General features: G+C 64.7%; 8 protein-coding genes. 4 read left to right on the top strand and 4 right to left on the bottom strand.

Annotation, left to right across the window (positions count from 1 at the left end; translation table 11 throughout):
- The first annotated feature begins 56 nt into the window (after positions 1-56).
- The 4 genes from DNK06_RS12995 (at position 57) to DNK06_RS13010 (ending at position 4,330) form a co-directional block, all read left to right on the top strand.
- Entirely contained in the window at positions 57-635 is a 579-nt protein-coding gene (locus tag DNK06_RS12995; protein ID WP_131180432.1) for a Maf family protein, read from the top strand.
- Positions 636-910: 275 nt separating this feature from the next.
- On the top strand, positions 911-1,855 hold the full coding sequence (locus DNK06_RS13000; RefSeq protein ID WP_423228056.1) for an aliphatic sulfonate ABC transporter substrate-binding protein: 945 nt from the start codon (positions 911-913) through the stop codon (positions 1,853-1,855).
- Positions 1,856-1,954: 99 nt separating this feature from the next.
- Positions 1,955-2,878 (top strand): sulfurtransferase, encoded by a 924-nt coding sequence (locus DNK06_RS13005; RefSeq protein ID WP_131180434.1) that lies wholly within the window; start codon positions 1,955-1,957, stop codon positions 2,876-2,878.
- A gap of 150 nt (positions 2,879-3,028) precedes the next feature.
- Positions 3,029-4,330 carry a YeeE/YedE family protein gene (locus tag DNK06_RS13010; RefSeq protein WP_207390006.1) on the top strand — a complete coding sequence of 434 codons (1,302 nt, stop codon included), beginning with the start codon at positions 3,029-3,031 and terminating at the stop codon, positions 4,328-4,330.
- Between the two features lie 181 nt (positions 4,331-4,511).
- Here the strand turns inward: DNK06_RS13010 and recD are convergent, their stop codons facing one another.
- The 4 genes from recD to DNK06_RS13035 form a co-directional block, all read right to left on the bottom strand.
- Positions 4,512-6,536: an exodeoxyribonuclease V subunit alpha gene (recD, locus tag DNK06_RS13015; protein ID WP_131180436.1), complete on the bottom strand. Its 2,025-nt coding sequence runs from the start codon at positions 6,534-6,536 to the stop codon at positions 4,512-4,514.
- On the bottom strand, positions 6,533-10,216 hold the full coding sequence (recB, locus tag DNK06_RS13020; RefSeq protein ID WP_131180437.1) for an exodeoxyribonuclease V subunit beta: 3,684 nt from the start codon (positions 10,214-10,216) through the stop codon (positions 6,533-6,535). Before recB ends, recD begins: the two co-directional genes overlap by 4 nt.
- Positions 10,213-13,659: an exodeoxyribonuclease V subunit gamma gene (gene recC / locus DNK06_RS13025; protein WP_131180438.1), complete on the bottom strand. Its 3,447-nt coding sequence runs from the start codon at positions 13,657-13,659 to the stop codon at positions 10,213-10,215. Before recC ends, recB begins: the two co-directional genes overlap by 4 nt.
- Positions 13,660-14,272: 613 nt before the next feature.
- Positions 14,273-15,049, bottom strand: a complete 777-nt coding sequence (locus DNK06_RS13035; RefSeq protein ID WP_131180439.1) for a hypothetical protein — start codon at positions 15,047-15,049, stop codon at positions 14,273-14,275.
- Positions 15,050-15,235: the final 186 nt, after the last annotated feature.

Here is a 15,235-nt window from a genome sequence, read left to right on the forward strand (position 1 = left end):
CAGCCCCTTTGCCGACGGCTAGAATTCTGCGTCCGTCCCGCACAAGGTCAACGCCGATGTCCCTCCTGGTTCTCGCCTCCAGTTCTCCCTATCGCCGTGAACTGCTGACCCGGCTGCGCCAGCCCTTCCAGTGGGCCGCGCCAAGCATCGACGAGTCCCATCGGCCCGACGAATCCGCCGAGGTTCTGGTACGCCGCCTGGCCCAGGAGAAAGCACAGGCGCTGGCCGAGCGCTTCGCGGGGCACCTGATCATCGGCTCAGACCAGGTCGCCGTGCTCGACGGGCAGATTCTCGGTAAACCCCACGATTATAAACGTGCCCACGCACAACTCAGTGCAGCCAGCGGCAAAAGCGTCACCTTTCTTACCGGTCTGGCCCTGCTCGATAGCCGCAGTGGCAGCTGTCAGGTCGACTGCATTCCTTATACGGTACATTTTCGCCCCCTGAGTGCCGAGCAGATCGAGCGCTACCTGCGGGCCGAGGAACCTTATGATTGCGCCGGCAGTTTCAAGGCCGAGGGATTGGGGATCAGCCTGTTTCGCAGCACCGAGGGCAGTGACGTCAACAGTCTGATCGGCCTGCCGCTGATCCGTCTGGTCGACATGCTGCAAGTGGCCGGCGTGCAGGTGCCCTGAAACGGTTTTTTACAACTGGTAAAACTTCCTGCCGCAACGCTTTTCTCCCCTCTATGAATGCCGGCATTGCTCCAGCTCAAGGCTTTCCGAGCAGGGCGGATGCTCGAGCCCGTGTACCTCAGCGCTTTTATCTAAGCTAATTCTTTTAAATTATTGGCTTCGTATTTTTTAGATCGCCTAGTTTGCCTCTACCGGATCACCGGACACCCTGCTGAACCCAGACAGTCCCGTGGCCCGCCTCATTGATGGCTGGCACACCATTGATGAGGCTTACCATGTCACTGCTCCGCCCCGCCCTGATCGCCGCCAGCCTGCTGCTCGCACTGCCCCAGGCCCATGCCGAACCCCTGCGCATCGGTTACCAGAAATCCTCGACCCTGATCAGTATTCTGAAAACCCAGGGCACGCTGGAAAAGGCTCTGGCCGACCAGGACATACAGATCAGCTGGCACGAATTCCCCAATGGCCAGCCCCTGCTGGAATCGCTGAACGTCGGCAATATCGACCTGTCGGCGGATGTCGCCGATACCGTGCCGGTGTTCGCTCAAGCGGCCGGCGCCGAGCTGACCTACTTCGCCCAGGAAGCACCCTCACCCGCCGCCCAGGCCGTCATCGTCCGGGAAGACTCGTCGATCCGCAGCCTGGCCGACCTCAAGGGCAAGAAGATCGCCGTCACCAAGGCCGCCGGCAGCCATTACCTGCTGATCGCCGCCCTGGCCAAAGCCGGCCTCAAGTTCAGCGACATCCAACCCGCCTACCTCACGCCCGCCGACGGCCGCGCCGCCTTCGAGAACAAGCGCGTCGACGCCTGGGTGACCTGGGAGCCCTTCCTCAGCGGTGCCCAGCAACAACTGCCGACCCGCACCCTGGCCGATGGCGAAGGCCTGGCCGACTACCAACGCTATTACCTGACCAGCACCCGTTTCGCCAAGGCCAAGCCCGAGGTACTGGAAACCGTATTCGCCGAACTGGAAAAGACTGGCGAATGGGTACGCAGCAACCCGCGTGAAGCCGCCGAATTGCTTGGCCCGCTGTGGGGCAACCTGGATCCGTCCATCGTCGAGAAAGCCAACGCACGCCGCAGCTACCAGGTGCGCGCGGTGCAGCCAGGCAGCCTGCAGGAACAGCAGAAGATCGCCGACGCCTTCTACAAGGAAGGCCTGCTGCCCGCACCAGTCGATGCGTTGGACGTCGCCACCTGGGCGCCAGAGAAACGCTGACGCCAGGAGCGCATGACAGGGAGGGCCAGGACGATCAATAAAAACTGCCGAAGACATCGACCCAACAACGCCATTGCATCAGATGAAAAGGAGCCTCACATGCACATTCGTTCCCTGTTCGGCGCCGGCGTGATCGCCGTCGCCAGCCTGCTGTCCGCGCCTACCTGGGCCGCCAGCGAGTTTCTGGTCACCACCGACTGGCTGGAGAAGAATCTCGACAACCCCAAGGTGCGCATCATCGAAGTCAGCGTGGTGCCCGGCGTCTATGAACGCGGGCACATCCCCGGCGCGGTCAACCTGGCCTGGCACAGCGATCTGGTCGACCCGGTGAAGCGTGACATCGCCAGCCAGGAAGACCTGCAGAACCTGCTGCGCAAATCCGGCGTATCGGCCGATACCACCACCATCCTCTACGGCGACAACAACAACTGGTTCGCTGCCTGGGGCGCCTGGGTGTTCGATGTCTACGGCGTGGAGAACGTCAAGCTGCTCGACGGTGGGCGGGTCAAATGGGAAGCGGAAAAACGCACCCTGAGCAACCGTGCCAGCAGCCCGGGCAACGGCAATGTCACGCTCAAGGCAGCCAACAAGGATCTGCGCGCTTTCCTGCCGGACGTACTGGCCGCCGCGGAAAAACGCAGCAACGAGCAACTGGTGGATATTCGCTCGGCCGATGAATTCAACGGCAAGGTCTTCGCCCCACAAGGCGTGCAGGAACTGGCCGTACGCGCCGGCCACGTACCGGGCGCCGTGAACGTGCCCTGGGGCCAGGCGGTCGCCGACGACGGCACCTTCAAATCCGCCGAAGAGCTGAAGAAAGTCTACGCAGCCGTGGGTATCGACGGCAGCAAGCCGATCATCACCTACTGCCGCATCGGCGAGCGCTCCAGCCACACCTGGTTCGCCCTGAAGAAGATCCTCGGTTACGACGTCCGCAACTACGACGGCTCCTGGACCGAGTACGGCAACGCCGTTGGCGTACCGGTAGTCAACGTCGCCGGGACGGTCTGGGGCGGCAAATAACCTTCAAGCCACAGCGTTTCACGGGGCGGACGCGCCAAGCATGGCGTCCGCCCTTTTTTTGTGGGTGCCCTGCCCCGGGTATCGCTCAACCAGCATCAATTTTCATATCCGATTCCATCTAACGGACAACCGCCAATGGAGCAACCTTCCATGCTCACCTTGCGCACCGGCAGCGCCACCCTGATCTTCTTCGCCCTGGCCATAGCCGCCTGGCTGCTGGCCACGCCTAGCAACGAAGGGCGGGTTCTGAGCTTTTCGTTGCTGGCTGGCGGCCTGTTCGGCGTGCTGCTGCAGCGTTCGCGGTTCTGCTTCTTCTGCGTCAGCCGCGACTTCATCGAGCGACGCGACCCGCGCGGACTGCTCGGCATTCTCGCCGCCCTGGCGGTCGGCACCCTGGGTTATCACGCGGCTTTCGGCGCCTTTCTGCCCGACCCGGCAAGCGGCCGCCTGCCACCGGATGCCCATATTGGCCCGCTGAGCTGGGTACTGGCGCTGGGCGCCACCCTGTTCGGTCTGGGCATGGCGATTTCCGGATCGTGCATCAGCGCCCATCTTTATCGCCTGGGCGAAGGTGCGCTGGCCTCGGTGATCGCACTGATCGGTGCACTGATCGGCTTCTTCCTCGGTTTCCTGTGCTGGAACACCCTGTACCTGGCCAGCATCCAGGAGGCGCCGGTGATCTGGCTGCCGGCGCAGCTCGGTTACGGCGGCTCACTGTTGCTGCAACTTGCGGTACTCGGCGGCCTGGCTCACCTGCTGCTGCGTTACCGCAAGCACGATGAACCCGGGCAACCGGCTAACAGGTCGTTGAAAAACGTAAGCGAGGCAGCCAGCGCAAGGCAAAAACAGGCGAAAAAGCGGAGTGTACAAGCGGTACATGAGCATTTTGAGCCTGTTTTTAACGCCGCGATGGCAACGCAGGTAGTTTTTCAACGACCTGCTAACAGTCTGCGCCAATTGCTATTCGGCGCGCGCTGGCTGACCTGGGTTGGCGGTGCGCTGATAGGAACCTTGGCCCTGGCCTCCTACCTGCGTGTTGGCCCGCTGGGCGTAACCGCCGAACTCGGTAGTCTGTCGCGCACCGCCGCCAATGGCCTGGGCTGGTTGCCCGAGCGCCTGGAAGGGCTGGATGGCTTTTCCGGCTGCGCCACGGTGGTGAAAGAAACCCTGCTGTCGAACAATGGCCTGTTCATACTCGGCCTGGTCTTCGCCGCCTGGGCCAGCGCCCTCCTCGCAGGTGACTGCGCGCCCCGCTGGCCCAACGCCCGGGAAGCCCTGCGCAACCTGGTCGGCGGCATCCTCCTTGGCTGGGGCGGCATGCTCGCCCTGGGCTGCACCGTCGGCACCCTGCTCTCCGGCATCATGGCCGGCGCCGTCTCCGGCTGGCTGTTCGCCGTATTCTGCTTCATCGGCCTGATCGCCGGGCTGCGCCTGCGCAGGGTGATTGGCTAACGACATACCGCGGTCGTGAAATCCCGTAGGGTGGGTCACGCTCTATCGACCCACCAGGCCATTCAATGCCGATGGTAGCTGGCGAACATCGATACGCCTTTGAACTGCGCTCCGAGCGGGGATCGCAATGGTGGATGAAAAGAGCGTCATCCACCCTACAGGGCCATTCACCGCTGGCGTGCTATATGCTCAACCGCTCCCACAACCCGCTGCGGCGTTCGACGCGGCGCTGGATGGCGGCTTCGAACACGCCGGCGCGGCTTTCGACGAGGCTGAAGCAATGCCGTGCGCGGGTGATGCCGGTATAGACCAGCTCCTTGGTCAGCACCGGATTGAGGTTGTCCGGCAACACCAGGGCGCAGTGGGTGAACTCCGAGCCCTGAGACTTATGCACGGTCATGGCGAATACGGTTTCCACTGCGCCGAGACGGCTGGGCAGGATCGAGCGCAGGCCACCCGAGCCGTCGTTGCGCGGGAACACCACCCGCAGCGCCGAGCGCAACGGGCCGCCCACTTCCAGAGCGGGCTCGGGCAAGCGCAAGGCGATGCCGATATCGCCATTCATCAAACCCAGACCATAGTCATTGCGCGTCACCAACACCGGGCGGCCTTCGTACCAGCCGTGTTCCTGCTCGATCAGTCCGCGCTGCAGCAGCGCATGGGCGATGCGTCCATTGAGCGCCTCGACACCCCAGGGCCCCTTGCGCACGGCACACAGCAGTTGAAAACGATCGAACGCCGCCAGCACCTTCGCGGCCCAGGCATCCCAGAGTTCTTCACCATCCGCCAGCCCTGGCCGCTGCTCACGGAGGATGTTCAGGTAATCGGCATAGCCCACCGGGCGCTGTTCACCGCCCGGCAGACCGTCCAGCAACAAGCGTTCGAAGGCACGATCCTGCTCGCCCGCCAGGCGCAGCTGGTGCAGATCCGTGCCACCGCTCGCCAGCACCTCACGGGCCTCCATGGCCGCGCCGCGGTTGACCGCCAGCGCCAGGCGGCCGATACCGGAACCGCCGGCGAAGCGCCGGGAATGGCGGAGCATGACGATATGCTGCGACAGCGCCCGCTCACCCGGTTGCAGTTGCGCATCGCCAATCCGCTCGCCAGTCTGCTGCGCCAACCACTCGGCGGTGGCCTGGCTGTAACCGCCCGCCTCGGCATCGCGGCACAGATCTCCCAGTACCGCCCCCGCCTCCACCGACGCCAGCTGATCCTTGTCGCCCAGCAGGATCAGCCGCGCGTGCATCGGCAGGGCATCGAGCAGGTTGGCCATCATTTCCAGGTCGATCATCGAGGCTTCGTCGACCACCAGCACATCCAGCGGCAGAGGGTTGGCGGCGTGATGACGGAAGTGTCGGCTGTCCGGGCGGCTGCCCAGCAAGCGGTGCAGGGTGGTGACCGTCTTGGGGATCTGCTCGCGCACCGTTTCACTGACGGGCAGCGTCGCCACCTGCGCACCGATGGACTCGGTCAACCGCGCCGCCGCCTTGCCGGTAGGCGCCGCCAGGCTCAGGCGCAACGGCGCGCCCTGATCCAGCGCAGCCGCCTGCAGCAGCGCCAGCAGGCGTACCACGGTGGTGGTCTTGCCGGTGCCGGGGCCACCGGTGATCAGGGTGAAACGCCCCCGCGCCGCCAGGGCGCAGGCCAGTTTCTGCCAGTCGATCAGGCGCTGGCCATCCAGCTCCAGCGGTTCGGGAAACAGCACCGCCAGGCGTTCGACCAGATCGGCCGGTGCATCCGCTTCGGCCTGCAAGCGCTCGCCGATATCCGAGGCGACGCTGCGCTCGTAATCCCAGTAACGGCGCAGATACAGGCAGGTGCCACGTAGCACCAGCGGCGCGACCTCATCCTCGGCGTCACGCAGCAGCGCACTGTTGACGCAGGCCGCCAGCCAGGCATCCGGGCTCAACCCGGCCAGCACTTCGGAAGGCAGCAGGCTGACGCCCTCGGCGTCCTCGCCCTCCGGCGGCAGCGACAGCGCCGAATCCGGGTCGGCCAGGGTAGTCTGCAGATCGAGGCACACGTGCCCCTGGCCCAGTTGATGGCTGGCCAGCGCCGCCGCCAGCAGCAGCAGGGGTGACGCCTCGGGGTCGAGTTCGGCGAAGAAATGCGCCAGAGTACGATCCAGCTCGCGCAGCCAGCCGCGCTCGCTCCAGGCGGCCAGCAGGGCGAACAGACCTTCGCGGTTGTCGAGCATCGGCGTCATGCCAGTACCTCCACGGACTCGCCGAGAAACAGCGCATCCAGTTTTTCGATCAGCGCCCGCTGCGGTCGTGCCAGGTACTGCCCGGCCCCTGGTGCGCGCAGGAACAGGTACAACGCACCGCCCAGGTGCCTGTCGTAGTCGTAATCGGCCAGGCGCAGCCGCAAGTGGCGATGCAGAGCCAGCACGTAAAGCACGTACTGCAGATCGTAGCGGTGGCTGGCCACGGCCGCGCTCATGGCCTCCCCCGTGTAGGCCTGCTCGTCGGCGCCCAGCCAGTTGGACTTGTAGTCGACCACGTAGTAACGGCCCTCATGCTCGAACACCAGGTCGATAAAGCCCTTGAACATGCCGTTCAGGGTATCGGGGCTCAACAGCGGACGCGCCACGCCGGGCATCTCGAAGCGCTGCACCAGCGCATCCAGGCGCAGCACGTCGACCCGCCGGGCCTCGAACCAGAACTCCAGCTCCGCCTGGTACTCGCCCAGGGTCGCCAGGCTCACCGACTGGCCATTGCCGAGCGCCATGGGTTGCACCAGCAGGCCTTGCAGCCACAGCCACAGCGGCTCGATCCAGGTTTCCAGGCCGCGCCGCTGGCAACGCCGCGCCAGGTGCTCGCGCAGTACATCCGGCGCCGCCGCCATGGCCGCGAAGCCTTCCGCCGCGGCGATCTCCAGCAGGCCATGGAGGAAGGTGCCGGGGTTAGGCCCACGCGGAAAACGGTGCAGGCCCTGGGCGGAAACCGGGATCTGTTCCAGCGCCAGTGCCGGACGCTCGTCATCGCTGGCGATCTGGATAGCCGAGCTGTCCGGAGACAGGTCGTCATGGCGATCCACCGGGTGGCGCCCCACCGAGCTGACCTCGCCCTCTTGCATGCGCAACGCACTGTAGGAAGCGATCCACCAATGCTCGGCGGCGCGGCGTAGCGGCGTGCGCCACTGCGGTTCGAAGGCGTCGGCGTCCTGCGCGCTGTACTGCTGCTCGCTGGCGACCGGTGCGGGCAGCGCCACGCAACGGGGTGGATCGGCCAGCGGGCTCAGCCAGTCGATCAGTTGCGCGCTCTGCGCCAGAGGCTGCCCACCGCCCAGCAGATAACCAAGGGCGCACTGGTGCAGGCGCGAAGTCTTGCCGGTACCGATCTTCAGGTCGGCAACGCCCAGCCAGCAGGCGTGCTGCGCCCGGGTCAACGCCACGTAGAGCAGGCGCAGATCCTCACCGAGGCGCTCCTGTTCGGCCTGGGCCAGGCTGGCCTCGTCGGCCTTGAGCAACAGGCGACGGCGCTCGCCGTCATGCATCTGCACGGGTTTCTTGTCGTCGAGCGGGCGGAAGGAACAGATGAAGGGCAGGAACACCAGCGGATATTCCAGGCCCTTGGATTTGTGGATGGTCACCACGCGCACCAGGGCATCGTCGCTCTCCAGGCGCAGCACCTGCTCCTCGGCGGCCTGACCGCGCCCGGCCAGGGACTCGCCCAGGTGGCGGATCAGCGCCAGTTCGCCGTCCAGCTCGGCAGCCGCCTGTTGCAGCAGTTCAGCCAGGTGCAGCAGGTTGGTCAGAATCCGCTCGCCGTCAGGGCGACTCATCAGCCGTTGCGGCAGACCGAAATCCTGCAGCAACTGGCGCAGCATAGGCAGCACGCCCTGGCGCTGCCAGCGCTGGCGATAACCGCGAAACTGCATGACGCGCGCCTCCCAGAAGCGCTCGTCGAGGTTCAGTTGTTCCAGCTCGGTCAGGCTCAGGCCCAGGGTCGAACTGGCCAGCGCCGCGCGCAGCGGGCGATCCTGATCGGGCTCGGCGCAGGCGCGCAGCCACAGCAGCAGGTCATGGGCCTCCACGGTGGCGAACACCGAATCCTTGTCCGACAGGTACACGCTGCGCACGCCCCGCGCCGCCAGCTCGCCGCGAATCGCCTGGGCCTCCTTGAAGTCGCGCACCAGCACGGCGATATCGCTGGGCCGCAGGGACGTCAGCTCGTCGCCCTTGAGAAAGCCGGCGCGCTGCTGCTGGCCAAGCCCCAGCAGGCGCACGATCTCTGCCGCGGCGCTGCCGGCCAGGGCGTCCAGATAACGGCCCTTGGCGAGCGCTTCGTCGCTGTGCAGGTGCCAGAGATTGAGGGCCGGCTGCGCCTCGCCCTCGACCGTCCAGACTTCCTTGCGCCCCTGGGCGCCGACTGCAATGAACGGCAGATCGTCACGCAGCAGAAAGGCACCCTGCCCGTCCTCGCGGGACTCGGCCAACTGGAACAGCCCATTGACCGCCTCGACCATGGGCTCGCTGGAGCGGAAGTTGGTATCGAGGTTGTAATGCCGCCCGGCGGTGGCACGGCGTGCACGCAGGTAGGTGTGGATGTCCGCGCCGCGGAAGGAATAGATGGCCTGCTTGGGGTCGCCGATCATAAACAGGCCACAATCCGATCTATTGGCTTCAACTTGGTAGAGCGTGTCAAAAATGCGGTACTGCAGCGGATCGGTATCCTGGAATTCGTCGATCAGCGCCACCGGGAATTGCTGGCGAATCACCTCGGCCAGGCGCGGGCCGCTGTCGCCCTGCAGAGCGTCGTCCAGGCGGCTGAGCATGTCGTCGAAGCCCATCTCGGCGCGCTGGCGTTTCTCGCGATCGAAGCGCTGGCGAATCCAGGCGGCGGCGTGGCGCAGCGCGGAATCACTGGGATCGGGAAGATTGAGCAGGCGCTCTTCCAAAGACTCCATATTGGATAAAGCGGCTTGAACAGCCTCGCTCAAATTTAACTCAACGCCTTTCTTACATGCATCTCGCAACCCCTCATGGGTGAGGCGTTTGAAAAAACCAGATTTTCCATAGCTGTCTCTGAATGAAAGGTTTGCAGATTCATCTCCACACCAATCCCGCAACCGCTCAAGGCGTGTATTGAAAATATCCGGTTTCAGCTTATTGCCGTTGAACTTACCTGCCTCGGAGGCCTGCTGATAAAAGGTTTCAAGCTCGGTAATCCAAGTACGCCAAGGTTGCTTGAGGGCGATCAGCGCACGCTGACGCGCCTGCAGGGTACCATCCAGCAGATCGCCGAGCGCCAGGGCGGCGCCATCGTCGTCCTCACCGAGCAGCGGGCGGATGCGCATACCCAGCTCGTCCGGCGCGCCCCAGTTCTCCGCCACCCACTCGAGAGCCAGGCCCTGCAGCGGGTAACAGTGCTGGCGCCAATAGTCGCGCACCACTTCGGCGAGCAGCTCGCTGTGGTCGGTTTCCAGGGTCTGACTGAACAGGCTACCGCTGTCGAAGGCGTGCTCGCGCAGCATGCGCTGGCACCAGCCATGGATGGTGGACACGGCTGCCTCGTCCATCCACTGCGCGGCCAGTTCCAGGCGCCGGGCGCATTCGGGCCATTCGCCGGATGCGAAATCCGCCTTCAGGGTCGCCAGCAAGGCGTCGCCCTCGGCATCGCCGCGAAACACCGTGGCCGCCTCCACCAGGCGCGCCCGAATGCGGTCGCGCAGTTCCCGGGTGGCGGCATCGGTGAAGGTCACCACCAGAATCTGCGGCGGCAGCAGCGGCTCGCGGAAGGCGGCTTCACCGCCATGCTGGAGGATCAGGCGCAGGTACAGCGCCGAGATGGTGTAGGTCTTGCCGGTACCGGCGCTGGCCTCGATCAAGCGGCTGCCGTGCAGCGGAAAACGCAGCGCCAGAGGGCGTGTAGGCTGGCTCATGGCTGGTCGTCCTTGAGTTCGGCGATGTCTGCATCGAGCAGCGATTTGTAGAGCAAGGCGCCCCAATGCGGGAACTGACCGTCACCCAGCAGCGCGTCGAAATCCGGGTATTGGCGAGCCAGGCTGGCGCTCTGCTGCACCTCGCCGGTGGTCTTGTGGCCGTCGCCTTCGTAGACCTTGCGCGCGGCGTCCTCGGCTTTGTCCGCATCCTTCTCGGCGGCAGCGAACCAGGCCGCTGCGGTCTTGATCGCCACCGGCAGCGGCGCCTGCATGCCCTCTGCATACGCCTCCAGCCACTGGCGCAGAATGCGCTCGCCCTCGCCCTGACTCAGCGGTTCGAAGGCCAGGCGCACGTCTTCGGCGACCAGCAGCGTGGTGAGCGGATGCCCACAGGCAGCAGCTACCACATGGCTGACCCAGGGCCTGAGCAGACGGTGCCACTTCAGCGAACGATCCTTGCGCTTCAGGCCACCCGGCTGCAGCTCCAGGCGCGCCAGGGCGTCGCCGGCGCTGCGCAGTTCGCCGAGCCAGTCCTCCAGTTCCAGGCCAGCATGGGCGAAGCTCAGGCGGAGCGGCGACGGCAGGCGATCGGTCCACCTCGCTAGCAGGGCTTCGTAGCCACGCAGTTGCTCCGGCATCGGCTCGAGCAATTGCGCGCGCAGGCGATCACCGAAACCGGCCACCGGCAGCAGACCGCTGCGCTGGATGCGTCGTGCAGCCCGTGCCAGCGCCGCGTCGACACCCTGGCGTTCTTCCAGCGCCAGGGCTGCGGCCTGCAGCAGTTCCTGCTGAATCTGATGGCGCTGCAAGCCATCGAGGGCGAAGGGTTCGGCATCCAGCTCGGCCTGCTCGGCTTCGTCCAGATGCACCTTGAGGCGCACGGTGAAGAAATGCTTCACCGGGTCGCGCAGGAAGCGCTGCAGTTTTTCCAGGTTGAGCGCGGCATCCGCCAGATAAGCGCCCAGAGGCTGTTCGCCTGGTTGCGCCACAGGCGCGCGGTGCGAGGCGGCCCACTCGTGCACATAGCTGAACAGCGGCCCGCTGCCGGAAAAATAGCGGCGGCTGAAGGGTTGCAGTGGGTGTTCGGTGGTCAGGGCGTGGAGCAGATCGCCGCCGTCCGCCAGGCGCCAGGCGCTGGCCAGGTGATCACGCAACTGGCCGATCAGCACAGAAGGCGGTCGCTCGGTATTGTCGCGAATACTGCGCCCCACCCAGCTGATATACAGGCGCTCGCGCACCGCCAGCAGTGCTTCGAGCAGCAGGTAGCGATCGTCTTCGCGGCGCGAGCGATCACCGGGACGGTAGTCGCCGCCCATCAGGTCGAAATCCAGCGGTGCCTGGCTGCGCGGGTAATCGCCATCGTTCATGCCCAGCAGGCACAGATGCCGAAACGGGATGGCGCGCATCGGCATCAGCGTGCACACGTTCACCGCCCCGGCGAGGAAGCGTTGGCTGAGGCCGCCCTGATCCAGCCCGCCCAACCAGGCCTCGCGTACCACGGCCAGCGGCAGTGCTTCTTCCAGGGTTGCCGCATCACAGAGTTCCAGCCAGCCTTCCAGGGCATCCTGGGCCTGGTTGCGCAACACCTCGTCGCGCTCGTCCTGAGGCAGGAAGAAGTCCTCCAGCAGGGCCCGCAGGCGCTCGCCCCAGGTCACTGGCAGCAGCGTTTCGGCCAGGCTGTCGCAATGGGTTTCCAGCACATCCAGTAGGCGCGTCAACGGGCCGATCAGCGCGGCATCCAGACCGCCGATCTCGTCATAGGGTTCGATCCCCGCACGCGCGCCAGCACCGCCCACGGCGTAACCGAGCAGCATGCGGCGCAGGCCGAAGCGCCAGCTGTTCTGCTCCAGCCCGGCGCCCAGACCAAGACTTTCGCGCTGTTCGGCATCCACCCCCCAGCGCACACCGGCGCCTTCCAGCCAGCGGCGCAAGACCGGCAACTGGTCTTCGGCAATCGCGAAACGCGCGCGCACCGCGGCCACATCCAGCAGGTCGAGAATCTCGCTGACGCTGAAGCGGCTGTCCGGCAGACGCAGCAGATGCTCCAGGGCGATCACCAGCGGCTCTTTGCCGCGCAGGCCCTGATCCGCCAGGGTGAAGGGAATGAAGCGCGCATCGTCGCTGGCGAACTGGCCGAACACCGCGCGGATATGCGCTGCATAGGTGTTCACGTCCGGCACCATGACGATGATGTCCCGCGGGCGCAGCGTCGGATCCTCGCTGAACGCCGCCAGCAGATGATCGTGCAGCACCTCCACCTCGCGCTGGGCGCTGTGGGCGACGTGAAAGCGCAGCGAATGATCGTGCTGTGGGTCGACCGCCGGCCAGTGAGTGCGGCTCTCCTCCACCGGGCGCAGGTCGAGAATGTCGTTCTGCAACTGCCCCAGCAGCCGTTCTTCGCCCATCGCGCTGAACAGATCGATGCGCTCGAACTGCTCACGGTAACGCTGCGGCTCGTCGTACTGATCCAGCAGGTTGATGTAGTCGCGCCCCTGCTTGCCCCAGGATGCCAGCAGCGGCTGGCCGTGCTGATGCAGCTCCACGGCGTCGAACAGGCCCAGTTGGCCGGCTTGCCCCGCCTGCCCGCTCGCCTTGCGCTTCTGCCGACGGTACTCGTGGCGCAGCAGATCCTTGTCTTCGACGATATCGCCCCAGTGGTGCTGGGACGGGTTGTGCACGTAGAGCATCACCTGGCTGAAGCGCGCCATGGCGGCCAGCGCTTCCAGCATCTGCGCCGGCAGCGAGGAGATGCCGAACACGGTCACCCGGCGGGACAAACCACGCGGCGGCGTATCCAGCTCCGCCAGTTTGGCGACGAAGCGCGGATGCACGCCGGCACGGCTCTGGGCCAGGTGCTCGTCGCCGACATCCGCCAGCAGAGTACGCCACAACAAGGGTTGCCACAGCGCGGCTTCGTCCAGCTCGCGCACACCGCCGCGGGCCGTGCGCAGCTGATCGCGGCCCTCGGCCCAGTCCGCCAGCCAGTCGGCGCGGTACACCTGGTACTGGTCGAACAGATCGGCCAGGCGCTCGGCCAACTGATGGCGCTTGCGCAAGTCGGCATCGTCCGCCAGGAAGCGCCGCAACGGCGCGAAACAGGGCTCGTTCAACAGGCTCGGCAACAGGCGCATCAACCGCCAGGTCAGCGGCGCCTTGTCCAGCGGCGACTGCTGGGGAATCGCCTCGCTGCCCAACACGCTGCGATAGGCCTGCCAGAGAAACCGCGCCGGCAGGCTTACGTCCGTGGCCGCGGCGATGCCGCACCCCTCCTGCTCGGCCAGCGCCAGCTTGAGCCACTGGGCGATGCCGTTGCTCTGCACCAGCAGCACCTCGTTCTCCAGCGGCCGCAACGGATACCGGCGCATCCACTCCACCGCCAATGCCCTCAATTCCTCGAGGCGGTTGCCATGGATCACGATCAGACCGGGGTTCAGCGCCGACATGGATGGGGTTCCTGGGTGTGCAAATTCAGAGGGCGAATGATGACAGAGGGAGACGACTGCGTGTGACGCGAATACTCGGTATCGGCTGCTGCCAAGCTCAAGGCTTGGCTGGTGGTACGGCGGATACCAACCTCCTCCAGCGCCCGAAGGCGATCGGCAAGAATGTTGCTGGCAATGCCCAGACGGGCCTGGAAAACATCGAAATAATCGTGGTCTGTCCCTCTATTGCTCCAATCTTTCGACAAGATCCCACGTGCAATGACAGCAAAGTGGCGGAAGCAGACATTCGATTTGGTGGGCTTCATGACGTAGGGTGGACGACGTTTCACCTGCGCGGCCCGATCCGTCCACCAACCTAGCGATCGCAATGGTGGATGAAAAGAGCGTCATCCACCCTACGTCTGCTTAACGCCTTATTGCCGCCGATCCATAGGGATACGAGCTCCTGCTATGTACGAACAGGTTCCTAGAGCAAAGAACGCTTTTGCCAATGCCCTGCAGCGAGCCAGATAACACCCACCCAGCAAAAACAAAAAGCCTGATCAGGCTCTAGGGAAATGCATGTGGAGACAGGCCACGAATGGCACGAAATAATCGTGGTCTATCCCTCCGGTTAGCCCCCGTCCTTGCGCGTGGTTCGCTCATTGCTGAGCCGTGCGCGGCGGAAGTTCCAGCCCAGGAACAGCCGCGAGGCCAGGTTTTCGCGGCTGTGCGGTTCGCCGTAATGCAGCAATACAGTGGAGCGCAGCGCTTTCGGGTCACAGGGCTCATTGGCGTGAAGTGAACGGTAGCCCCAAAAAAAATAGGCATTGCCCGGCACGATCTTGATCTTCACGGGTTTGAGCCAGCCGCGTTTGACGGCGAAGGTGATCAGCTTCTGGCTCAGCGTATTCTGCATGACCGCCTTTTCCAGAATGTTGAAATACAGATTCGAACGAATGCGCCGCAAGTTCGGGAAGAAGATGAAATCCCCGCAGTAGCGCCCCTCGGTGGGCGTAACGAGCGGGATCAGCGCAGTCAGCGCTGCGGCGTCGTAGTGGAAATAATAGGACTCGCGCTTGCCGGTCTTGCCCTGCAGGCAACGCAAGGCCGGGAAGATATCCGGGGAGCGCGGTGGCTGGCCGACCCCGGCCTGGTAGATCTGCTGGAACAGATCCATCACCTGGGGCGATACGCTCATCTCCTCGAAGATGCTGCCCTTCACCGCGTCCTGACCCTGCAAGGCGAAATACTCGTGGTCATGCCGTGCCACCTCGTGATTCACATGCTTGCGGGCTGCCTCCAGTTGCTCTTCGGTCAGGAAACCCTTGATGACGGAGTAACCCTCTCGCTCCATTTCGTCGACGATACGAGGCACCACCTGTGGGTCGGCTTTCAGAAAGTTGGCCATCTGTGTCGCTTCCTTATCTGGTGGTTCGACAGTCAGACTAATAATCGGCAGGCTCATTCAGAGTTCTTATCAAGGCTTCCCAGCCAAACCAGACTCGCATGCGTAGCGGCCGCAATGCCGCGCTTCGCCATGCTGCCGAGGCATTTCTGACGAACGGAATACTGGCCATGGGATGGCCACTCGGGC

The sequence above is a fragment of the Phytopseudomonas daroniae genome (genome assembly GCF_004327285.1).
Lineage (GTDB): Bacteria > Pseudomonadota > Gammaproteobacteria > Pseudomonadales > Pseudomonadaceae > Aquipseudomonas > Aquipseudomonas daroniae.

Bases quoted from the DNA above. Each gene is read 5' to 3' on its own strand.
- DNK06_RS13005 (WP_131180434.1), top strand. From the start codon at position 1,955: ATGCACATTCGTTCCCTGTTCGGCGCCGGCGTGATCGCCGTCGCCAGC.
- recD (WP_131180436.1), bottom strand. From the start codon at position 6,536: ATGACGCCGATGCTCGACAACCGCGAAGGTCTGTTCGCCCTGCTGGCC.
- recB (WP_131180437.1), bottom strand. From the start codon at position 10,216: ATGAGCCAGCCTACACGCCCTCTGGCGCTGCGTTTTCCGCTGCACGGC.
- DNK06_RS13010 (WP_207390006.1), top strand. From the start codon at position 3,029: ATGCTCACCTTGCGCACCGGCAGCGCCACCCTGATCTTCTTCGCCCTG.
- DNK06_RS12995 (WP_131180432.1), top strand. From the start codon at position 57: ATGTCCCTCCTGGTTCTCGCCTCCAGTTCTCCCTATCGCCGTGAACTG.
- recC (WP_131180438.1), bottom strand. From the start codon at position 13,659: ATGTCGGCGCTGAACCCCGGTCTGATCGTGATCCATGGCAACCGCCTC.
- DNK06_RS13035 (WP_131180439.1), bottom strand. From the start codon at position 15,049: ATGGCCAACTTTCTGAAAGCCGACCCACAGGTGGTGCCTCGTATCGTC.
- DNK06_RS13000 (WP_423228056.1), top strand. From the start codon at position 911: ATGTCACTGCTCCGCCCCGCCCTGATCGCCGCCAGCCTGCTGCTCGCA.